Origin of the sequence: Arthrobacter sp. UYP6 (assembly GCF_040547315.1) — a bacterium.
GTDB lineage: Bacteria > Actinomycetota > Actinomycetes > Actinomycetales > Micrococcaceae > Arthrobacter_B.
In genome coordinates this window covers 341363-363039 of sequence record NZ_JBEPPM010000001.1, presented here as the reverse complement: position 1 = coordinate 363039, position 21677 = coordinate 341363, and the positions used below count along the sequence as shown (strand labels likewise).

Here is a 21677-nt window from a genome sequence, read left to right as displayed (position 1 = left end):
TCCACGAGCTTGAACGGTTTGGGCCGATCGGCACGGATATGGGCTCGGGAGTGCGCCATCCCTGCGTGGTAAATGCCGTCGGCATTGAGGTTGCGTCTGATTTCCCGGCAGACCACGGATCTGTCCCGGCCGATCAGAAGCCCGATCTCGGCTTGGCTTCTGCCAGCCCGCAGTCCGCACATGATCTCGATCCGTTCGTCCAGGCTCAGCCGGCGCCCCGGGCCGCCGGGCCTGTCCATCGGGCCGGGTCTTGCCAGTCCTCCACCACCGGGTCTTTGAACTAGTTTCATCGCCCCAGCATCACGCCACCAGTTCCTTGCGCCCATCACTGACACGCCCATAAGCGCACATGCTCGGGTCAGGGAAACACCGGAACAGATCAGGTCGAAATACTGGTCCTTGAAGTCCTGGGTAAAGGGGTAGCCGCTGGGCATCGCATCGCTCCTGTAGTTTCAGAGCGTTGCACTGACCATATGACTCTGCCGGCTGGATTCCGGCATGGTCCCGACACTCGAGGGGGGATAACGACGTCGTCTCTACACTCGGTGGGCGGTGCTCGGGTGGGCGGGTTCCTGGGACGCGGTGGGCGGTGCTCGGGTGGGCGGGTTCCTGGGACGCGGTGGGCGGTGCTGTTGGCTGGCGGTGCTCGGCTGGCGGTGTTCGGTGGCGGGGAGGCTCCTGGGCCGTGGTGGTCGACAGCTGGATTACCCGCTTGGCGGTCGAGTGACGCGCAAAAAACCCGCCCACGGGATCTCCGAAGGCGGGTTTAGTGAGTGAGGAGCGGTGGCTGCTAGGCGCTGGGCTTCTCGTCGTCGTTCTTTTTGTTCCCCGACTGCTTTTCGCGCTCACGCAGTTCGGCTTCCCGGCGTTTGAGCTCGGCTTCCTTCTCCTGCTGCCGGCGGCGGATCGCTAAATTGCGCAGGAACTCCGGATCATCGTCGGGGGCGGTGGGGTGCCGGGGCTGCCGGTTCTTTGGTTCAGGCCCGCTCATGGGGCGGCCAAAAAGGAACCACAGGAGCGCGCCCAGCACCGGCAGCAGCACGATAGTGAAGAGCCACGCAGTCTTTGAGATACTGCGCACCTCCTGAGACCGGGACATGATGCAGTCGATGATGGCGTAAATAATGACGGCGGCGACAATGATTACACCGAAAAGCACGAGGCGAGGCATGAACTAATTGTAGTGGAGCGCGGCTGCGCTGCGGCTGCCGGTTTTGCACCGGGCGGGTCGGCGGGGTTCGGGCACTGGCCGGAAGACGCCGAGCGGAGGAACAGCCACTAGAATGGGGGTGTGGCTTTTTGGAAATTTACCGCTCTCCGCCTGGGTTTGGTGGCCGTCTTTTTTGCAGTATGCGTCTGGCTGAGGCTGGGTCTGGTGCTCTCCGCGATTATTGGTGCAGTGCTTGCCTGGTGCGTGACGTACTTGTTCTTCCGCGAGATGCGGGACAACGCGGCGCGTACCGTGCAACAGCGCTTCCACGGTGATGTCCCGCGGACCCCCAACCGGGTTGAACGCGAAGATGCAGGCGCCGAAGACAGCCTGCTGGACGCCCACCCGGACGTGCAGATCGACTCCGACCGCCGGCCCCGCGAAGAAAAATAGACCCGTAGACCCGTAGACCCGGCGCCTGACGTGGTCGGCGACGCCCAGCAGGGCCGCTAGGCCAGCAGCCGCGTCAGGACCAGCCCGAGGCTGTACAGCAGGGCGAAGCCGAGGTTGATCAGCCCGGTCTGCTTCAGTACCGGGATCAGGCTGCGGCGCTTCTTGCCCTTGAGCATCAGCCAGCTCGGCATCAGGCAGGCCGGAATCAGCAGCAGTACCAGCAGCACCCACGGATAGTCGGCCGCGAGGAACAGCGGCAGCAGGATGGCCACGGCCAGCATCATGACGTAGCTGATGCGTGCTGCCTCGTCGCCCAGCCGCACCGCTAGGGTCCGTTTGCCGGCCTCGCGGTCGGTGGGGATGTCGCGCACGTTGTTGGCCATGAGTAGGGCCATGGCAATCAGCCCGGTGCCCACCGCGCCGATCAGTGCCGGCAGGCTGACCTGCCCGGCCTGCGTGTACGTGGTGCCAAGGGTTGCCACCAGGCCAAAGAACACAAACACGAAGATGTCGCCCAGACCCATATAGCCATAGGGATTCCGGCCGCCGGTGTAGCCCCAGGCAGCAGCGACACAGCCCACGCCCACCAGGATCAGGAACCAGGTGGAGGACAGGACAATCAGGGCCAAGCCGGCCACCATGGCCACGCCAAAGCAGGCGAACGCGGCGTACTTGACCTGCTGGGCGCGCGCAGCCCCGGAACCGGTCAGCCGCAGCGGGCCCACCCGGTTGTCATCGGTTCCGCGGATGCCGTCGGAATAATCATTGGCGTAGTTCACGCCCACCTGCAGCAGGACGGCCACCAGCGCGGCGAGTACGGCGTTCAGGGGTTTGAAGGAACCCAGGTCGTAGGCCGCCGCCGTGCCGATAATCACCGGCGCCACCGCCATGGGCAGGGTTCGGGGGCGGGCTCCTTCTAACCACTGCGCGGCTGTAGCCACAATCAACGTCCTTTTGCTCTAGTGATGGTTCTCAACGTTCTATTCTGCCGCAGCCTCAGGTGCGCGCATGAGCCACGGCCCTTTAAAGCGCCGGAGCCTCAGGTGTGCGTGTGTCCGGCGGCGGCCAGGAGGGCACGGATCCCCACCCGGTCGGTTTTGCCGTTGGCCAGCAGCGGCAGGGCCTCCAGCAGGAGCACCACCTTGGGCACGGCAGGCTTCCCCAGTGCGCCGCGGACGGCGTCCTTTACTTTTTCCGGGTCTACGGAGCCGACGACGGCGGCACCCACCAGGCTGCCCCACTCCGGGCTGTCCAGCCCCAGGACCACGGCCTCGGACACTTCCGGCAGCTGTTCGATGGCGGCGCTCACGGCTGCGGCGGAAATCTTGATGCCGCCGCTGACAATGACATCGTCCAGCCGCCCGGACACGGTAACCCGGCCGTTCCGCACACTGCCGGTGTCATCGGTCCGGTACCAGCGTTTTCCGGAATTGAACCGGAAGCGCTCGGCGGTCAGCTCCGGCTGGCCCATGTAGCCGTCGGCCAGGATGTCACCGGCGATCCAGAGCGAGCCGGATTCCTCCACCACGTCGACACCGGGCAAGGGGACGCCGTCGTACACGCAACCGCCGCACGTTTCGCTCATGCCGTAGGTGGTGACAACGTTCAAACCCAGGGCGGCGGCATCGGCCAGCAGGCCGGCCCCGGCGGGGGCCCCGCCGAGCAGGATGGCGTTGAAGCGGCGCAGCACGCGCAGCGTCTCCGGTTCCGGGTTGGTCAGCAGCCGGTGCAGCTGAGTGGGAACCAGGGACGTGAACCGGTTGCGGTCGGTCATGTCCTCGGCTGCCCGGGTGAAGCGGGCCGCGCTGAAGGACCCGGAGGTGTCCATGAACACGGGCTGGGTTCCGGCGTACAGCGACCGGATGAGGACCTGGACGCCGGCAATATAGTGGGCGGGAAGCGCCATCAGCCACTGGCCGTCGGCGTGCAGCGCCATGGCCGTGGCCATGGAAGAAGCCGCGAGCGCATCGGTGCTGAGCATCGTTTGCTTGGGGGTTCCGGTGGACCCGGAGGTGCTGATCACCAGCGCAATGTCATCGTTGGGCAGTTCACCGGAGAAGGTCTGGCTCGGGTCTGCATGCGGGGCAACCGCCGGGCCTTCGCCGGCAAGGGCAGCGGCCAGCGGGGCCAGCAGCGTCTCGGCGTTGAATCCGGCAGGGGTGTGGACGGTCAGCAGTTCCATGGCAGCGGCCTAGAAGTAGTAGGGGAAGGAGGACCAATCGGGGTCCCGTTTCTCGAGGAAGGCTTCCTTGCCCTCCACCGCTTCATCGGTCATGTAGGCCAGCCGGGTGGCTTCCCCGGCGAAGACCTGCTGCCCGGCGAGGCCGTCGTCGGCCAGGTTGAAAGCGAACTTGAGCATGCGGATGGCCTGCGGAGACTGTCGGGCAATGTCCGCGGCGTACTCCAGCGCCACCTTTTCCAGATTTTCGTGATCCACGGCTTCGTTGACCGCGCCCATGGCCACCATGTCTTCGGCGGAATACTCGCGCGCCAGGAAGAAGATTTCCCGTGCTTTCTTCTGGCCGATCTGCCGGGCCAGCAGCGCCGAACCGTAGCCGGCGTCAAAGCTGCCCACGGTGGCGTCGGTCTGCTTGAATTTGCCGTGCTGGCGGGAGGCGATGGTGAGGTCCGAGACCACATGCAGGCTGTGCCCGCCGCCGGCTGCCCAGCCGTTAACGACGGCGATGACCACCTTGGGCATGGTGCGCATCAGGCGCTGGACTTCCAGGATGTGCAGGCGTCCGGCCCGGGCCGGATCGATGGTCTCCCGGGTTTCGCCCTCTGCGTACCGGTAGCCGTCACGGCCGCGGATGCGCTGGTCACCGCCGGAGCAGAAGGAATGGCCGCCGTCCTTGGGGGAGGGGCCGTTGCCGGTAAGCAGGACGGTGGCGACGTCGGGGGTCATCCGGGCATGGTCTAGGGCACGGTACAGCTCGTCCACGGTTCCCGGACGGAACGCATTGCGGACCTCCGGACGGTTGAACGCGATCCGCACGGTCGGCAGGTCACGCACGATGCCGCCGTCGGCCGTGCGTTCCACATGACGGTGGTAGGTCATGTCCTGCAGGTCCTCAAACCCGGAGACAAGACGCCACTGCTGCGGGTCGAAAATATCGGACACCTGTTCAGGAAGATCTGTGCTCACAGTTTCGAGTTTATCGCTCCAACCCAAACCGGCCGCGCGGGGACCCGATAGGCGCCCTGTCTGCCGTTTCGTCCGGACCACCGAGTCTGCCGGCTGCAGCACGCATTTTGGACCCCGGGGCTGTCAGGCACACCGGTGCTGGCCTAGCGTTGGCACCATGGCTGGCTCCGCTCCGGGGATCGATGGCCCCGCAACAGAAGCAATACTCAAACTTGGCAGGTTCTTCACCCGCTGGGATGAGACCGACGACGGCCGGGCCGTGTTCCGGGAGGGCGGCCGGAAGGGCGATTCCTTCTATCGGAACCGGTGGAGCCACGACAAGGTGGTGCGTTCCACCCATGGGGTGAACTGCACCGGCTCCTGCTCCTGGAAGGTCTACGTCAAGGACGGGATCATCACCTGGGAAGCACAGGAAACCGACTATCCCACGGTGGGCCCGGACCGTCCGGAGTATGAACCGAGGGGCTGTCCGCGCGGGGCAGCGTTCTCCTGGTACACCTATTCACCCACCCGGGTGCGCTACCCGTACATCCGCGGCGTGCTGCTGGAAATGTACCGGGCAGCGAAGAAGGACACCGGCGACCCTGTGCTGGCCTGGGAACAGATCATCAATGACCCCGAACGCCGCCGCACCTATCAGCAGGCCCGTGGCAAGGGCGGCCTGGCCCGCTCCAGCTGGGCCGAAGCGCTGGAGATGACCGCGGCGGCCCACGTCTCCACCGTCAAGAACTACGGCCCGGACCGCTGCACCGGGTTCTCGCCCATTCCGGCCATGTCCATGGTCTCGCACGCAGCCGGCGCCCGGTTCATCAATCTCATCGGCGGGGTGATGAACAGCTTCTATGACTGGTACGCGGACCTGCCGGTGGCCAGCCCGCAGGTCTTCGGTGACCAGACGGATGTGCCTGAATCGGGGGATTGGTGGGATGCCACCTACCTGATGATGTGGGGCTCGAACATTCCGGTCACCCGCACCCCGGATGCGCACTGGATGGTGGAGGGGCGTTACCGCGGCACCAAGGTGGTTTCGGTCAGCCCCGACTACGCGGACAACACCAAGTTTGCCGATGAGTGGCTGCCGGCGCAGGCCGGTTCCGACGGTGCGCTGGCCATGGCCATGGGCCACGTCATCCTCAAGGAGAACTTCGTGGACCGCAGGGTTCCGTTCTTTGAGGATTACGTCCGCCAGTTCACCGACCTGCCCTTCCTCGTGGCGGTGAACACCCGCACGGACGGAACCGTGGTGCCGGGCAAGTTCCTCACCGCAGCGGACCTGGGCCCGCTGGAGTCCGGTGCCGCGGACGCCGCGTTCAAGACGGTGCTGCTGGACCGCGACGCCGGCACCCCGGTGGTGCCCAACGGCTCCGTGGGTTTCCGCTACAACGACGCCGACGCCGGTAAATGGAACCTGGACCTGCAGGGCGTGGTCCCAGCCCTGTCCATCGCGGACGCACCGGCGTGGGACGGCGGGGTGAGCGCCGTAGACCTGCCAGCCTTCACCGATCCCAGCGGCGTTGGCTCAGTGCTGCGCCGCGGCGTGCCGGTCATGACCGTGGCCGGCCGGACGGTGACCACCGTATTTGACCTGATGCTGGCCCAGTACGGTGTGGGCCGGGACGGGCTGCCGGGGGACTGGGCCGCCGGATACGACGACGCCGACACCCCCTACACTCCGGCCTGGCAGCAGGAGGTCACCAATGTGAAGCCCGACGCCGTGATCCGCACCGCCCGGGACTTCGCCGCCAACGCCGAGAAATCCAAGGGCCGGTCCATGATCATCCTCGGCGCCGGGATCTGCCAGTGGTACCACGGGGACGTGACCTACCGCGCCATCCTGGCCATGCTGATGCTCACCGGCTGCGAGGGCCGCAACGGCGGCGGCTGGGCCCATTACGTGGGCCAGGAAAAGTGCCGGCCGATCACCGGCTGGGCGGCCATGGCATCAGCCGGTGACTGGAACCGGCCGCCGCGCTTCATGATCGGCACTGCCTTCTGGTACATGCACACCGACCAGTTCCGTTCCGACGGTTACTCCTCGGACTCCATGCAGTCTCCGCTGGCGCAGGGACACCTGCGCGGAATGCACACCGCGGACGTGATTGCGAAGTCCACGCGGATGGGATGGATGCCGTTCTTTCCGCAGTTCGATAAGAAAAACTCCCTGGACGTCGCCGATGAGGCGGCGGCCGGTGTGGCCCGCGGCGAGGCGCCGGACGAAGCATCCTGGGTGGCCCGCCGGCTCAAGGACGGGCGGCTGCGGTTTGCGGTGGAGGACGTTGACGCCCCGGAAAACTGGCCGCGGACCCTGGTGCTGTGGCGGTCCAACCTGCTGGGATCCTCGGCCAAGGGCGAGGAGTATTTCCAGAAGCATCTGCTGGGCACCCTGAACAACGTGATGGGCAAGGACCACGCCGAGTCCCGGCCCGCCGATGTCATCTGGCACGAGAACGCACCCCAGGGAAAGCTGGATCTGCTGGTCTCGGCGGACTTTCGGATGACCAGCTCCACCCTGCTCTCCGACGTCGTGTTCCCGGCGGCCACCTGGTACGAGAAGTACGACCTCTCCTCCACCGACATGCACCCCTATGTGCACGCCTTTACTCCGGCCATCTCCCCGCCGTGGGAAGCAAAAACCGACTATGACCTCTTCCGGCTGCTCTCCGAGGAGTTCTCCCGGCAGGCGGCCACCCACCTGGGCGTGCGCAAGGACATGGTGGCCACCGCACTGACACATGACACGCCGGGCGAGATCGCGCAGCCCGGGGGACACGCCCCGGATTGGAAGGGCACGGACATTCCCGCGGTGCCGGGGAAGAACCTGCCCTCCCTGGCCGTGGTGGAGCGGGACTATACCGCCATCGGCGAGAAGTTCACTGCGGTGGGGCCGCTGGCGGACAAGCTGGGCCTGACCACCAAAGCAATTAAATTTGATGTGACCAAGCCGCTGGAGGAGCTGGCCCGCAATCACGGGGTCTTTGACAGCGGTGCCGCAGCGGGACGCCCGGCCGTGGACACGGACGCACGGATGGCCGAGGCCATCCTGCTGCTCTCCGGAACCACCAACGGTGAACTGGCGGTACAGGGCTTCCGGACCCTGGAGAAACGGACCGGAACGCCGCTGGCGGACCTGGCCGAGGGGTCGGAGGAACGGAAAATCACCTTCCGCGACACCCAGGATCGGCCGACGCCTGTGATCACCTCCCCGGAATGGTCCGGCTCGGAGACCGGCGGACGGCGCTACGCTCCGTTCACCATCAACATTGAGCGGCTCAAACCCTTCCACACCCTGACCGGCCGGATGCACTTCTTCCTGGACCACGACTGGATGCAGGACATGGGCGAGGCCCTGCCGATCTACCGTCCGCCCCTGGACATGCACCGCTTGTTCGGGGAACCACAGCTGGGCACCCGCGGCGAGCTGTCCGTGGCGGTGCGCTACCTGACCCCGCACAACAAGTGGTCCATCCACTCCGAGTATCAGGACAACCTGCTGATGCTCTCACTCTCCCGCGGCGGGACCGCGGTGTGGATGAGCCCGCAGGACGCCGGTTTGATTGAGGTCAGTGACAACGACTGGGTGGAGTGTGTATCCAGCAACGGGGTGCTGGTGGGCCGGGCCATCGTCTCCAGCCGGATGCCGGCCGGCGTCGTCTACGTCCACCACGCCCAGGAACGGATCGTCGACACCCCTAAGTCGGAGGCGACCGGGCGCCGCGGCGGCATCCACAACTCGGTGACCCGCATCCTGGTCAAACCCACCCACATGATCGGCGGCTACGCACAGCTGTCCTGGGCCTTCAACTACTTGGGCCCCACCGGCAACCAGCGGGACATTGTCACCGTTGTCCGCAAGCGTTCCCAGAAGGTGGTCTACTGATGCGCATCATGGCCCAGACAGCAATGGTGATGGCACTGGATAAGTGCATTGGCTGCCACACCTGCTCCGTGACCTGTAAACAGGCGTGGACCAACCGGGCGGGCACCGAATACGTCTGGTTCAACAACGTGGAGACCCGCCCCGGGCAGGGGTACCCACGCCGGTACGAGGACCAGGAGAAATGGAAGGGCGGCTGGGAGCTGAACAGCCGCGGAAAGCTGAAGCTGAGGGCCGGGGGCAGGCTGGCCAAGCTCTTTGGGATTTTCGCCAGCCCGGTCCAGCCCGAGCTGGACGATTACTACGAGCCGTGGACCTATGACTACGAGAACCTCATCAATGCGCCCGCCGGTAACGACTTTCCGGTGGCCCGGCCCAAGTCCCTGATCACCGGCGAGGACATGAAAATCCAGTGGTCCGCCAACTGGGATGACGATCTGGGCGGTTCGGCACGGACCGAACTCAGCGACCCGGTGCTGGAGAAGATGCGCCGTGAGGCGGAGGAGAAGGTGAAGCTGGAGTTCGACTCCACCTTCATGTTCTACCTGCCGCGGATCTGTGAGCACTGCCTGAATCCCTCCTGCATGGCCTCCTGCCCGTCCGGCGCCATTTATAAGCGGGAGGAGGACGGGATTGTGCTGGTGGATCAGGACCGCTGCCGCGGCTGGCGCCAGTGCATCACGGGCTGCCCGTACAAAAAGATGTACTTCAATCACCGCTCCGGCAAGGCGGAGAAGTGCACCTTCTGTTATCCCCGCATCGAGGTGGGCCTGCCCACGGTATGCGCTGAGACCTGCGTGGGCCGGCTGCGCTACATTGGCATCTTCCTGTACGACGCCGACCGGGTCACCGCCGCCGCGTCCGTCCCCAACGAGCAGGACCTCTACGAGGCGCAGCTGGATCTGATGATGGATCCCAACGACCCCGAGGTGATCGCCGCGGCCCGGGCCGAGGGCATCCCGGAGGATTGGCTGGATGCGGCCCGGCGCTCGCCGGTCTACGCCATGGCGAAGGTCTTCCGGGTGGCGCTGCCGCTGCATCCGGAATACCGGACCATGCCCATGGTCTGGTACGTGCCGCCGCTGTCACCGATTGTGGACGTGCTCAACGAGCAGGGGCACGACGGCGAGAACGCGGACAATCTCTTCGGCGCCATCGAATCGCTGCGGATCCCCGTGGAGTACCTGGCGGAACTGTTCACGGCCGGGGACACCGACCTCATCACCGGGGTGCTCCGCAAGCTCGCGGCGATGCGGTCCTATATGCGGGACATCACCCTCGGTGACGCCCCCGACGAACGGATAGCAGCCGACGTCGGAATGTCCGGAGAGCAGATCGTGGCGATGTACCGGCTGATGGCCATCGCCAAGTATGAAGAGCGTTACGTCATCCCCAGCGCCCACCTGGAGGACGCCCACAATCTGGAAGAGATCGGCTGCTCACTGGATGTCGAAGGCGGCCCCGGAATGGGGCAGACCGGCGTTTTCGGGGAAGCCTCGGGCAAGCCAACGCCTGTGGCGGTAGAGAACTTCGCCGCTCTGCAGGCCCGGCAGCGCGGGGATGACCCCACCGGCAACAGGGACCTGGGCGGACGCGTGAACCTGCTCAACTGGGACGGACGCGGTTCAACCCAGGGACTGTTCCCGGCGGACAGCAACCGCGGCGAGCCGGGGACCACCGATGGTGCACCGCCTGGGGACGGCGCGGGGGATGGCGCGGGGGACGGCGCGGGCGACGAGCCGGACCGCCGGGGAGGTACCCCGTGAGCCTGTTGGAGAAACTGCTGGGAAAAGCTGGCAAGGGCACCTTCGAACCGGAACCGTATAAGGACGCCAGCCCCGGGCGCAGCGCGGTGGTGCGGCAGGTCTGCGGACTGCTGCTGGAGTATCCGAACCAGGAGCTGGTGGATCTGGTCCCGTCCATGCGGACGGCGCTGGTGGAGGCCGGCGCGGATGCCGGCCCGGTGGAGGAACTTTTTAACTGGCTGAGAACCGAACCGCTGCCGGATGTCCAGACGGAGTATGTCCAGGAATTCGATTTATCCAAACGGCACAGCCTGCACCTGACCTACTGGACCGACGGGGACACCCGCCGCCGCGGTGAGGCGCTCGCCGCCTTCAAAGAAGTGTTCCGGGCGCACGGGGCGCTGCCGGAAGGCACCGAACTGCCGGATTACCTGCCGCTGGTCCTGGAATTCGCCGCAAAAGTGTCCCCGGCCGACGGCTACGAACTGCTGCAGCGCTACCGTCCCTCGCTGGAACTGCTGCGGCTGGCGCTGCGCGACGACGGGCTGCCCTACTCCGGCGTTCTGGCCATGGTCTGCTCCACCCTGCCCGGCGTCTCACCCGAGGACCGGCAGACTGTCATGCGCACCGCCGGCTACGGGCCGCCCACGGAAACGGTGGGGCTGGAGCCGTACAGCTCCCGGCTGCTGCCGGTGCACGAAAGGAATGCGCCATGAGACCTGCGGACGTACCCCCGCCGGCTAACGTCCAGGTGGGACTGGATGATGTGATGCTCTGGGGCGTGCTGCCCTACGTGGTGCTGGCCGTGCTGATCGGAGGGTCGATCTGGCGTTACCGGTACGACCAGTTCGGCTGGACCACCCGTTCCTCCCAACTCTACGAATCCCGGCTCCTGCGCATCGCGTCCCCGCTCTTCCACTTTGGCATCCTGGCCGTGATTGTGGGCCACTTCGTGGGCCTGGTGATCCCCAAGACCTGGATGGACAGCATCGGCATCCAGGAGGGCACCTATCATTTCTTCGCCCTCAGCGTGGGGATTATTGCCGGCGTTGCCACACTGGTTGGCATTGTGCTGCTGATCTACCGGCGGCGGACCACCGGGCCGGTCTTCATGGCCACCACCCGTAATGACAAAGTGATGTACCTCTTCCTCTTGGCGGCGCTCTTGGCCGGGCTGGCCACCACTGTGTTTTCGGTCTTCGATGACAGCATCGTGAATTACCGGGACACCGTGTCCCCGTGGTTCCGGTCCATCTTCATCTTCTCACCTGATATCACCGCGATGACCGCTGCCTCCCTCTCCTTCAAGATCCACACGCTGTGGGGGCTGGCCCTGTTTGCCCTCTGGCCGTTCACCCGCCTGGTCCATGCCTTCACGGCACCGCTGCAGTACTTGTTCCGCCCCTACATTGTGTACCGCTCCCGCGGCAGGCGGCCCGCTCCCGGAGCTCCCACCCCGCGCGGCAGCTGGGCTCCGGTGGGCACCCCGGACCGCAACCGCAAGGGCCCGTCCAGCGACTGATGCGCCCGGCACCAGCCCGGACCGAGAGGAGACCGCCATGTCAGCTTCAGCGCAATCGCCGGCTTCGTCTACTAACCTGAAATCCGGCCAGCTCAGGAATCTGCTCGTCGCCACTGTGGCCTCCACCGTGGGGTTCTGGGCCTGGACCATCATCGGACCGCTCTCCAGCAGGTACGCCACCGAGATGGACCTGGGGGCGGGGCAAACATCCATCCTGGTGGCCATGCCCATCCTGGTGGGCTCGGTGGCCCGCATCCCTGTGGGTGCCCTGACCGACCGGTACGGGGGCCGGATCATGTTCACCGTCATCCTGGGCGTCACTGCGCCTCTGGTGCTGCTCACCGGAATCGTGGGGCAGATGGGGAACTTCCCCTTCCTGGTGGTGATCGCGTTTTTCCTGGGCATTGCCGGGACTGTCTTCGCTATCGGGATCCCGTTCTGCTCGGCCTGGTACGAGCGCAACCGGAAAGGATTCGCCACCGGCGTCTTCGGTGCCGGCATGGTGGGGACCGCCGTCTCGGCCTTTTTCACGCCCAGGCTGGTCACCGCCGTCGGCTATATGGGCGCCCACATCACCATCGCCGTCGTGGTGGCGGCTATGGCGGTGCTGTGCTGGCTGACCCTGCGCGAGTCCCCGGCCTGGTCCGCACCCACCGCACCGGTGCTGCCCAAAATTACCCACGCCTTCACCCTGCGCGTGACCTGGCAGCTGTGTTTCCTTTACGGCGTGGTGTTTGGCGCCTTTGTGGCGTTCTCCAACTACCTGCCCACGTATCTGGGCAACGTGTATGACTACGATGCGACCGCCGCCGGAACGCGCACCGCCGGATTCGCGGTGGCCGCTGTGATCGCCCGTCCGATCGGCGGGACCATCGCGGACAGGATCGGCCCCAAACTGGTCACCCTGACATCGCTGGCCGGAACCGTGGTGCTGGCCGTCATCGTTGCCCTGCGGCCTGAGGAAGAACGGGTGTACGGCACGGCGTTCATCCTGATGGCACTGTTCCTGGGCCTGGGCACCGGCGGCGTCTTCGCCTGGGTGGGCCGCGCGGCGCCGGCGCAGGACGTGGGCACGGTGGGCGGGATCATTGCCGCTGCAGGGGGACTGGGGGGCTACTTTCCACCGCTGGTCATGGGAGCCACCTACGATCCCGCGAACCGCAGCTACTTTGTGGGGCTGATGCTGCTGGCGGCTTTTTCCGCCGTCGCGTTCCTGCTGACCTTTACCGTACGCAACGGGGGGAAAGTGGATGAACGCACCCGCACCGGGCCCGGATAGATAGGTGTCGCTGACAGATCTCCCAGGCACACCGAATCGGCGCCGAGGTCACGGTGGACCAACATGGACCAACGCAGCATGTGAGCAGCTTCTCCTCAACGTTTTACTGGTCGCTGCTGTCCCTTGTTTCGCTGACAGCTGCATCATTAAAGGCCCGCGCCTGGACCCAGTAGGATCCGCCGGCGGAAGTCTCCACCGTGACCTCCAGATCCGGAATCGCCACCTCGGCCGCTGGGTGGTATGCGACGAGGGGCAGGCTGTCGCAGGACGTGTTGCTGATGCCGGGGATGTTGGCGTTTGTCCTGATGGTCACCTTTTCATCAGGGCTGCAAACGGCGGCGACCGCAATGGTGAGAGATTGGCCCTCTTCCAACCCACCCTCAACGACGTAGCTTCCGGTACCCGTTCCCTTTTCGGAGAGCACCAGTTCTTCCGTCGGGTAGGGGCTGTATTGGCTGTTGGGCGACAACGGCTCAAATAATGGTGTGCTTTCGGCCGTGGTGGTTCCGGCGGAGGGAGCCGACTGCGTGGCTGGCGCCGTGTGAGGAGCGGCGGAGGGACTTGAGGACGCCTGGCTGCCCGAACTCCCGTCATCGGTGCTTTCAGCAGGTCCGGCCGAGCAGGATGACAGGGCCACCGCCGCTGAACAGGCCAGCACGGGCAAAAGAGGCCGCCGGACCCGGGCCCCCGAGAAAAACTGCGCCCTTATTCCTGAGCGGCTGTCCCCGCTTCTGGACGTTGAGGAAACACTGGAAATGTCCGCTGCGCGATTCCAATTTATATTTTCCATTCCCCACCCTAATCACATCCGCTTTCCCCAAATCAAGCGTTTTTGACAATCGGTTGTCTTTTCCTCAGGCAGTGGGATTTCGTTTACCCCGCGTCGGCAACCCTCACCGCAAGCCAGTAGGGGGCGTCTTCGTCGGTAGTCACGGTGATGGCGAATTCCGGCAGCGCCTCCTTGGTGGGAGCACTGGTATAGGCGGTGTCGGATTTGTTGCGGCAGGGGAAGTTGGAATCAACCAGCGGCCTCGTTTTTGCCGTGACCGCGGCCCGGGAACCCGGCTGGCAGGAGACCGTCACCGACACCGTCTGCCCGGGTGCGAGCCCCCCTTCCACTGCGTAGGTTCCGTTCCCCGTGCCTTTCTCGGAAATTACTGTCATCCCTGGAGTAGTGGCAAAAGGTTTTCCTTCCATGGGGTCTTGGAGGGCTTCCGGCAAGGCCGCAGACCAGGACGAATTGCCGCCGCCCGCGCGTTCCGGACCCTCCGCAAACTAATCCTTTGAATCAAGGGTTTCGGTTGAACAATGGAAATGGTCCAAAGCTGTTCCACGGCACGTCGTGAACCGGCGTCTTGGTGATTTCGCCTCGGATAGGTTTTGCGGCGGGGGTAGAGTCGGAGGATGGGTGCAATCGAACTGATCCTCATTCGGCACGGTGAAAGCGCTGGGAATGTTGCCGCTACGGAAGCGCAGCGCTCCGGGGCGGAAGTCATCGAGATTGGACTGCGGGACCCCGACGTTCCGCTGAGCGACGCCGGCCGGGTCCAGGGCGAGGCGCTGGGCCACTGGCTCGCCGGCCTGCCGGAGGACGAGCGTCCCGAAGCCGTCTGGTGCTCGCCGTACCTGCGCGCCCGCGAGACAGCTGAGCTGGCCGGCCTGCAGGGCGCGCGCCTCGACGAAAGGCTTCGCGACCGGGAACTGGGCATTCTGGATTTGCTGACATCAGCCGGAGTAGACGCCCGCTTCCCCGAGGAAGCACGACGGCGCACTTGGCTGGGTAAATTCTCCTACCGGCCGCCGGGCGGGGAATCGTGGGCAGATGTTGCCCTGCGGCTCCGTTCGGTCCTCCGGGACATCGACGACGAGAACGACGGCAAGCGTGTCGCCGTGGTCTGCCACGATGCCGTGATTCTGCTGATCCGCTACGTTTGTGAGCAGCTCAGTGAGACCGAGTTGCTGGATATTGCCTCCGGCACAAGCGTTCGCAATGCGTCCATTACCCGGCTGCTGCGGCCGGAAGGAACGGGGCGCTGGACGCTGGAAAGCTTCAACACCATTGACCATCTGGAATCCGGCGGTGCGCCCGTCACCGAGCATGCAGGAGATGAGAAGCATGTCCACCCCAGCTGAACCCGTAACCCCGGCACTGTTGAAGGGATGGCAGGTCAGCCGTGAGGCCGCCGACAAATCCGACCGCGGCACCGTGCTGGTGATCGGCGGAGCGCGGCGTTCTCCCGGCGCTGCCATTCTCACCGGGCGCGCTGCCCTGCGCGTTGGCGCTGGCCGGCTGACCCTCGCCGTGAGCGAATCCGTGGCCGTGGCCGTTGCAGTTGCGGTGCCGGAATCCGGCTGCGCGGCACTGCCCGAAGACGACGGCGTGATTTCCGGTTCCCGGGCAGCCGAGGCCATGGGGGCCGATCTGGAAACGTCCGATGTAGTGGTGGTTGGACCGGGTCTGGACGACGCCGGTTCCACGGCGGAGCTGCTCAGCGGCCTTGCCCCGCTGCTGAAGGACAGCGCGTCGGTGGTTCTTGACGCCTACGCGCTCGGCGTGCTGAACGGCCTGCCGGAGGTCTATGAGCACTGGGCGGGCCGCCTGGTCCTGACTCCCAACAAGCGGGAAGCCGCCCGGCTGCTGGAGCTTGACCCGGAGGCGGAACTCGACATGGAACAGGCTGCCCTGGACATCGCGGCCAAGTACCAGGCAGTGGTGACGGCCCAGAGATTCATTACTGCACCGGACGGCCGCCGGTGGGAAGTTCCCGCGGGCAACTCCGGTCTGGGCACCTCCGGCAGCGGAGACGTTCTGGCCGGCGCCATCGCCGGATTCCTGGCCCGCAAAGCCAGCCCCGAACAGGCTGCCTGCTGGGGAACCTATCTGCACTCCACTGCTGGAGACCGGCTGGCCGCAGCCCAGGGACCCCTCAGCTTCCTGGCCGGAGAACTGCTGGATGCCATGCCCCGCGTCATGGCGGAGCTGACGGTTTAGCCATGGCAAACCTGCACCGCCCGGCCGCCCTGTCCTACGCATTTACCCGGCGGGACGGAATCGCCGCCGGATTCTATGTGCTGTTTCTCCTGATCTTCAGTTATGCCCCGGGACTCGGCATCCCCGGCCTGGCCACTCTGATCCCCGATCCGCTGCTGGCCGGCTACGTGGTGAACCTGGCGTTTTACCTGTCCGCCGGCGCGCTGGCCGCCTGGGCTTCCTGGCGCTACGCAGTCCGGGAGACCAGGATTCTGGCCACCCGGCCCTGGCTGACACTGGCCATCATTCCCGGCGGAGTCTTCGCCATGCTGCTGCTCACCGCCGTCGTTGTGGCCTTCACCGGGCCACCGGAAACAGCAGTCAACCAGGAGGCAGTCCAGGGATTGGTGGTGTCGCTGCCGCCGCTGCTGATCATTCCCCTGCTGGTGGTGATCGCGCCGTTTGTGGAGGAGTACATCTTCCGCCATCTGCTCATCGGCAAGCTCAGTAGGCACCTGAATATCTGGGTCTGCTGCGGAATCTCCCTGCTGCTGTTCGCCGGCATCCACATTGCCGGCAAGGAAACCCTGACGCTGCCGGTTCTGCTGCCGTATCTGGTGATGGGAGCGGTGCTGGTGGGCGTCTACGTCTGGGCCGGCAACAATTTCATCCTGTCCTATGCGGTGCACGCGGCGAAAAACCTGCTGGCCGTCCTGCTGACGTATGCGGTGCCGGCGGAGCTGCTGCAGTAACGGAACCGGGGGTGCCTAGGCGATGCAGAACTCGTTGCCCTCCGGATCGGCCATGGTGTACCAGGAGGAGGGTCCCTGGCTTGCCGCGTAGAGAAACACTGCGCCCCGGGCCTCAAGAGCGGAGCGGACTTCATCCTTGTTTCCGCCGTCCAGGCGAATGTCCATATGGATGCGGTCCTTCACCGTCTTCGGCTCCGGCACGGGCTGGAACAGGATCCGCAGGCGGTCCGCTGAGCCTTCCTCACCCGGACGGCAAATGGCCGCGCCGTCCTTCCAGACCCGCTGCCCGTTGTGCTCCATCAGCTGCTGAGGCTGGGCGTGGCCCTGCTGCAGCAGCGAGTCGATGAAGTCCTGATCGGTGGGTTCCAGGATCCAGCCCAGGGTTTGGGCCCACCAGTCGGCCTGGTCGTGGGCATTTTCGCAGTCAACACAAATTTGAATATTCACGTCATGCCGCGAGCCTAGCCAGCCGCCCATCGCCGCCCGGGTGACCTGCGGACAGCTTTGGTCCGCAGAAACGGTCCGTCATGCAGCCCCGCCAACATTGACCCCGCCCCGCCGCCGTGCAATTCTTTACAGAACGAATGGTCAGTAAATGGTCTCCGGTCGGCGCGGACCGGCAGCACACACACGGTGGGAGCAAACATGGCGGAAGCGTTTCTGGTGGGCGGAGTACGGACTCCGGTGGGCCGGTACGGGGGTGCGCTCTCCAGTGTCCGCCCCGATGACCTGGCGGCACTGACGCTGCAGGAACTGGTGGCGCGGGAAGGTCTGGACCCCGCCGTCGTCGACGAAGTCATCCTTGGCAACGCCAACGGTGCCGGTGAGGAGAACCGCAACGTGGCGCGGCTCGCCGCCCTGCTGGCCGGTTTCCCCAGCGATGTTCCCGGCATCACGGTCAACCGGCTGTGCGCCTCCGGATTGTCCGCCATCATCATGGCCTCGCACATGATCAAGGCGGGGGCCGCGGACATTGTCATTGCCGGCGGCACCGAATCCATGAGCCGTGCCCCCTGGGTGACGGAAAAGCCCACCAAGGCCTTCGCCAAGCCCGGAGAAACCTTTGATACCTCCATCGGCTGGCGTTTCGTGAACGAGCGCTTCACCGCCGGGGAGCTCTCCCGCGGCGGCAAAATGACGTACTCCATGCCGGAAACCGCCGAGGAACTGGCTGCCGTGGACGGTATCTCCCGTGAAGATGCCGACGCTTTTGCCGTCCGCTCACATGAGAACGCCCTGGCAGCCATAGCGGCCGGGCACTTCAAGGACGAAATTGTTCCGGTTCCCATCCGCGGGCGCAAGGGCGACACCGTGGTGGACACCGACGAGGGTCCGCGCGAGGGCACCACCGCTGAGGTGCTGGCCAAGCTGCGTCCCGTGGTCCGGCCCGGCGGCATCGTCACCGCCGGAAATTCCAGCACGCTGAACGACGGCGCCTCCGTGATTATCGTGGCCTCCGAACGCGCTATCCGCGAGTATGGGCTCACCGCCCGGGCACGGATTGTCGACGGCGCCTCCGCCGGAGTTCCGCCGGAAATCATGGGTATCGGTCCGGTCCCGGCCACGCAGAAGGTGCTCGCCCGCAGCGGAGTGAAGCTTGCCGACGTCGGCGCCTTTGAACTGAACGAAGCCTTCGCCACCCAGTCCCTGGCCTGCATCCGCCGGCTGGGCGTGGATGAGGGCATTGTGAACAACGACGGCGGCGCGATCGCCCTGGGGCACCCGCTGGGTTCCTCCGGCTCCCGGATTGCCATCACCTTGCTGAACCGGATGGAACGCGAGGGCGCCTCCCACGGCATCGCCACCATGTGCGTGGGTGTTGGCCAGGGCACCGCTCTGCTGATCGAGGCCGTGTAAGTGGGCGCCGACTACAGCTCCTTCACCACGCTGCAGGTCACCGAGGGGGAGGGGCGGGTCACCGCCGTCCTGAACCGGCCTGAGGTCCGCAACGCCATTGACGCCGCCATGGTCGAGGAGCTGCACCTGCTCTGCGCGGAGCTGGAAGAGAACCCCCGGATCCTGATCCTTGCCGGAAGCAACGGGGTGTTTGCCTCCGGAGCGGATATCGCTCAGCTGCGCGAACGCCGCCGCGACGACGCCCTGCGCGGCATCAACTCCACCGTTTTCGCGCGGATCGCCAAGCTGCCGATGCCCGTGATCGCCGCGCTGGACGGCTACGCGCTGGGCGGGGGAGCGGAGCTGGCCTTCGCTGCTGACTTCCGCATCGGCACACCGCGCCTGAAAATAGGCAATCCGGAAACGTCGCTGGGCATCCTCGCAGCCGCCGGTGCCAGCTGGCGGCTGAAGGAATTGGTGGGTGAGCCGTTAGCCAAGGACATCCTGCTGGCCGGCAGGGTGCTGACTGCTGACGAGGCCCTGGCCGTGCATCTGGTCACCGAACTCGCCGACCCCGAGCAGCTGCTGGACGCCGCGCATGCCCTGGCCGACCGCATCGCCCGCCAGGATCCGCTGGCCGTCCGGCTCACCAAAACGGTGTTCGCCGCCCCGGCCGAGGCGCACCCCGCCATTGACACCCTTGCCCAGGGGATTCTTTTTGAATCGCAGGCCAAGTTTGACCGCATGTCAGCATTCCTTGAGAGGAAGAAAAAGTAATGGCAGTTCCCTCCACAGTAGGAGTGCTTGGCGGCGGACGGATGGGTGCGGGCATTGCGCATGCCTTCTGTGCTGCCGGCGCCGCCGTCGTCGTGGTGGAGCGCGACGACGCGGCTGCCGCCGCAGCGTACGAGCGCGTGGCCGCCAACCTGGCCAAGAGCGTTGAGCGGGGCACCGTCACCACGAGCTTCGAAGACCTCACCTCACGCCTGTCCGTGTCCACCGACTACGCTGCGTTTGCGGGCGCCGGCCTGGTGGTTGAAGCGGTTCCGGAGGACTTTGCCCTCAAGGCAGCGGCGCTGGTTGCCGTTGAGGAACAACTGGCGCCGGACGCTTGGCTGGCCTCGAACACCTCCTCGCTGTCCGTGTCCGAACTGGCGGAAAAACTGCAGCGGCCGCAGCGGTTCTGCGGGCTGCACTTCTTCAACCCGGTGCCCGCCTCCACCCTGATTGAAGTGGTCCTGGGGGCCCGAACCTCCGGAGAGCTGGCCGAAGCTGCCGCCGCCTGGGCGCACGATCTGGGTAAAACCCCCGTTGTCGTGAACGACGCCCCGGGCTTTGCCAGCTCCCGGCTGGGCGTGGCGATTGCCCTCGAAGCGATGCGGATGGTCGAAGAGGGCGTGGCCTCGGCCGCGGACATCGATGCGGCGATGGTGCTCGGTTACAAGCACCCCACTGGCCCGCTGAAGACCACGGACATTGTGGGCCTGGATGTGCGGCTGGGTATCGCCGAATACCTGGCGTCCACGCTGGGTCCCCGGTTCGAGCCGCCGCAGATCCTGCGGGACAAGGTGGCCCGCGGCGAACTCGGCCGCAAATCCGGCAAGGGCTTTTTCGACTGGTCCTGATTCCCGGTCCCGCCATCCCACCCCGCCCCTACCCGCCCGCCCCTCGCCGAGCCCGGCCCGCCCCGCCCGCCCCGCTCCGAGCCCGTCCCGAGCCCGGCCCGCCCCGCTCCGAGCCCGTCCCGAGCCCGGCCCGCCCCGCCCCGGCCCTCGCCGAGATGGCAGACAGTGCTGTTCTCAGCGCTCAGAGCAGCACCTACTGCCATCTCGGCGAAAGGAAGGGGAGGGAGAGACTCATGAGCGAACGTGACGTGGATTGGGAGGGCGCCGCCAACGCGCGTGACCTGGGTGGAATCCCGGTCATCGGCACGGGTGCGGGCGCGAGTGCCGTGGTGCCGGGCCGGATCTTCCGGATGGGCCGATCCGAATGGCTCACCGAACGCGGCTGGGCCCGGGCCCGCGCCGCGGGCATCCGCACCGTCGTCGACCTCCGCAATGATGTGGAGCAGGGTCGACGGGACACCGATCCGCGGGTGGGCCCCGACGCCGTGGACGGCATCACCTTCCTGACCCGGCCCACGCAGGAAGCGCACGATCCGGACTTTACCGCGCTCTGCGGCCCCTACATGGATTCACCCAAGTGGTACCGGGAGAACCTGCGCCGCTGGCCGGAAAAGATCGCCGCCGTCCTCCAGGCCATCGCAGACGCCGACGACGACGGCGCGGTGGTGATCCACTGCTCGGCCGGCCGGGACCGCACCGGGCTGATCGCCATGCTCCTGCTGCAGCTGGCCGGGGCTCCGCCGGAGGCCATCGCCGATGACTACGAGCAGGCGGTCCGCGGCATTAACGCCTTCCACGCCACCCAGGCTCATCCCCGGGAAAAGCCGCTGACGGCAGCGCAGGAAAACGCCCGCGTGGCCGACGGGCGGCGGGAACTGCTCCGCGCCCTGGACGGGCTGGACACGGAACAGTACCTTCGCTCGGCCGGTGTCAGCTCGGCTGCGATTGAGCGGCTTCGGCGTCGGATGCTGCGTTGACCGGGTTACACGGCCGGAGCTTTTCCGGCGCCGCCAAGTAGAAAAAAGAGCGCCGGGCCGGGCTGTCGAAACCGCCCGGAACCAGAAGCGAGGAATACCGGGCGCACCACTGGGCCGCACCGCCCGAACCCTCCAACGCCAGGGCCAGCGCCGGCATGTCATGGAACCACATCAGCTGCTGCCGCCCGTCCACCACCAGCTGAATGACGCCGAGTTCAACATCGACGTAGGCCTGGGCATCCACCCAGTCATCGAAGCCAACAAGGCGCTTGGCATGGATCAGATGAATGTTGTGGCCGGGGAAAAAGCTGGCGCATTTGGTGTCACTGGAGATGCTCACAGTGTGGT

At 65.9% G+C, this 21677-nt stretch carries 22 protein-coding genes; 13 read left to right on the top strand and 9 right to left on the bottom strand.

Going from position 1 to position 21677, the window contains the following annotated elements:
- On the bottom strand, positions 1–434 hold a 434-nt coding region (locus ABIB35_RS01785), incomplete at its 3' end, for a helix-turn-helix domain-containing protein (RefSeq protein ID WP_354178359.1).
- Between the two features lie 356 nt (positions 435–790).
- Positions 791–1171, bottom strand: a complete 381-nt coding sequence (locus ABIB35_RS01780; protein ID WP_354178357.1) for a PLD nuclease N-terminal domain-containing protein — start codon at positions 1169–1171, stop codon at positions 791–793.
- Between the two features lie 120 nt (positions 1172–1291).
- On the opposite strand from ABIB35_RS01780, the gene ABIB35_RS01775 reads away from it, so the two are divergent.
- On the top strand, positions 1292–1603 hold the full coding sequence (locus ABIB35_RS01775; RefSeq protein WP_354178355.1) for a DUF4229 domain-containing protein: 312 nt from the start codon (positions 1292–1294) through the stop codon (positions 1601–1603).
- A 56-nt stretch (positions 1604–1659) separates the two neighbouring features.
- Here ABIB35_RS01775 and ABIB35_RS01770 read toward each other — a convergent pair whose 3' ends face one another.
- The 3 genes from ABIB35_RS01770 to ABIB35_RS01760 form a co-directional block, all read right to left on the bottom strand.
- The gene (locus ABIB35_RS01770) at positions 1660–2544 is read right to left on the bottom strand and encodes a 1,4-dihydroxy-2-naphthoate polyprenyltransferase (RefSeq protein ID WP_354178353.1); all 885 of its coding nucleotides are present in this window, start codon (positions 2542–2544) and stop codon (positions 1660–1662) included.
- Between the two features lie 98 nt (positions 2545–2642).
- On the bottom strand, positions 2643–3785 hold the full coding sequence (locus tag ABIB35_RS01765; protein WP_354178351.1) for an AMP-binding protein: 1143 nt from the start codon (positions 3783–3785) through the stop codon (positions 2643–2645).
- 9 nt (positions 3786–3794) lie between these two features.
- Positions 3795–4748 carry a 1,4-dihydroxy-2-naphthoyl-CoA synthase gene (locus ABIB35_RS01760; protein WP_354178349.1) on the bottom strand — a complete coding sequence of 318 codons (954 nt, stop codon included), beginning with the start codon at positions 4746–4748 and terminating at the stop codon, positions 3795–3797.
- A gap of 157 nt (positions 4749–4905) precedes the next feature.
- Between ABIB35_RS01760 and ABIB35_RS01755 the strand changes: the two genes are divergently transcribed.
- Genes ABIB35_RS01755 through ABIB35_RS01735 form a run of 5 tightly spaced genes read left to right on the top strand, consistent with a single transcriptional unit; the run spans position 4906 to position 13168 of the window.
- A complete protein-coding gene (locus ABIB35_RS01755; RefSeq protein WP_354178347.1) occupies positions 4906–8625 on the top strand; it encodes a nitrate reductase subunit alpha in 3720 nt (1239 codons plus the stop codon).
- Positions 8625–10388: a nitrate reductase subunit beta gene (gene narH / locus ABIB35_RS01750; protein ID WP_354178345.1), complete on the top strand. Its 1764-nt coding sequence runs from the start codon at positions 8625–8627 to the stop codon at positions 10386–10388. Before ABIB35_RS01755 ends, narH begins: the two co-directional genes overlap by 1 nt.
- The gene (narJ, locus tag ABIB35_RS01745; protein WP_354178344.1) at positions 10385–11083 is read left to right on the top strand and encodes a nitrate reductase molybdenum cofactor assembly chaperone; all 699 of its coding nucleotides are present in this window, start codon (positions 10385–10387) and stop codon (positions 11081–11083) included. The genes narH and narJ overlap by 4 nt, the downstream gene beginning before the upstream one ends.
- The gene (gene narI / locus ABIB35_RS01740; RefSeq protein WP_354178342.1) at positions 11080–11889 is read left to right on the top strand and encodes a respiratory nitrate reductase subunit gamma; all 810 of its coding nucleotides are present in this window, start codon (positions 11080–11082) and stop codon (positions 11887–11889) included. Before narJ ends, narI begins: the two co-directional genes overlap by 4 nt.
- Before the next feature lie 37 nt (positions 11890–11926).
- Positions 11927–13168: an MFS transporter gene (locus ABIB35_RS01735; protein WP_354178340.1), complete on the top strand. Its 1242-nt coding sequence runs from the start codon at positions 11927–11929 to the stop codon at positions 13166–13168.
- Between the two features lie 103 nt (positions 13169–13271).
- On the opposite strand, the gene ABIB35_RS01730 is transcribed toward ABIB35_RS01735, so the two are convergent.
- Positions 13272–13637, bottom strand: a complete 366-nt coding sequence (locus tag ABIB35_RS01730; protein WP_354178339.1) for a hypothetical protein — start codon at positions 13635–13637, stop codon at positions 13272–13274.
- 404 nt (positions 13638–14041) lie between these two features.
- Positions 14042–14332, bottom strand: a complete 291-nt coding sequence (locus ABIB35_RS01725) for a hypothetical protein (protein WP_354178338.1) — start codon at positions 14330–14332, stop codon at positions 14042–14044.
- 240 nt (positions 14333–14572) lie between these two features.
- Between ABIB35_RS01725 and ABIB35_RS01720 the strand changes: the two genes are divergently transcribed.
- From ABIB35_RS01720 to ABIB35_RS01710, 3 genes are read left to right on the top strand one after another with little or no spacing between them, the layout of a single operon-like run.
- Positions 14573–15301, top strand: a complete 729-nt coding sequence (locus tag ABIB35_RS01720) for a histidine phosphatase family protein (protein WP_354178336.1) — start codon at positions 14573–14575, stop codon at positions 15299–15301.
- Positions 15285–16160 carry an NAD(P)H-hydrate dehydratase gene (locus tag ABIB35_RS01715; RefSeq protein ID WP_354178334.1) on the top strand — a complete coding sequence of 292 codons (876 nt, stop codon included), beginning with the start codon at positions 15285–15287 and terminating at the stop codon, positions 16158–16160. Before ABIB35_RS01720 ends, ABIB35_RS01715 begins: the two co-directional genes overlap by 17 nt.
- 2 nt (positions 16161–16162) lie before the next feature.
- On the top strand, positions 16163–16891 hold the full coding sequence (locus tag ABIB35_RS01710; protein WP_354178332.1) for a CPBP family intramembrane glutamic endopeptidase: 729 nt from the start codon (positions 16163–16165) through the stop codon (positions 16889–16891).
- A 15-nt stretch (positions 16892–16906) separates the two neighbouring features.
- On the opposite strand, the gene ABIB35_RS01705 is transcribed toward ABIB35_RS01710, so the two are convergent.
- Entirely contained in the window at positions 16907–17368 is a 462-nt protein-coding gene (locus ABIB35_RS01705) for a VOC family protein (RefSeq protein ID WP_354178330.1), read from the bottom strand.
- A gap of 168 nt (positions 17369–17536) precedes the next feature.
- On the opposite strand from ABIB35_RS01705, the gene ABIB35_RS01700 reads away from it, so the two are divergent.
- From ABIB35_RS01700 to ABIB35_RS01685, 4 genes are all read left to right on the top strand, one after another.
- Complete coding sequence (locus ABIB35_RS01700) at positions 17537–18748, top strand: thiolase family protein (protein ID WP_354178328.1); 1212 nt, start codon at positions 17537–17539, stop codon at positions 18746–18748.
- Positions 18749–19504, top strand: coding sequence for an enoyl-CoA hydratase/isomerase family protein (locus tag ABIB35_RS01695; protein WP_354178326.1), 756 nt, complete (start codon positions 18749–18751; stop codon positions 19502–19504).
- Complete coding sequence (locus ABIB35_RS01690; RefSeq protein ID WP_354178325.1) at positions 19504–20352, top strand: 3-hydroxyacyl-CoA dehydrogenase family protein; 849 nt, start codon at positions 19504–19506, stop codon at positions 20350–20352. Before ABIB35_RS01695 ends, ABIB35_RS01690 begins: the two co-directional genes overlap by 1 nt.
- Positions 20353–20585: 233 nt before the next feature.
- On the top strand, positions 20586–21329 hold the full coding sequence (locus ABIB35_RS01685) for a tyrosine-protein phosphatase (protein WP_354178324.1): 744 nt from the start codon (positions 20586–20588) through the stop codon (positions 21327–21329).
- Here ABIB35_RS01685 and ABIB35_RS01680 read toward each other — a convergent pair.
- Positions 21283–21669: a hypothetical protein gene (locus ABIB35_RS01680; protein WP_354178322.1), complete on the bottom strand. Its 387-nt coding sequence runs from the start codon at positions 21667–21669 to the stop codon at positions 21283–21285. The genes ABIB35_RS01685 and ABIB35_RS01680 overlap by 47 nt on opposite strands.
- Positions 21670–21677 lie beyond the last annotated feature (8 nt).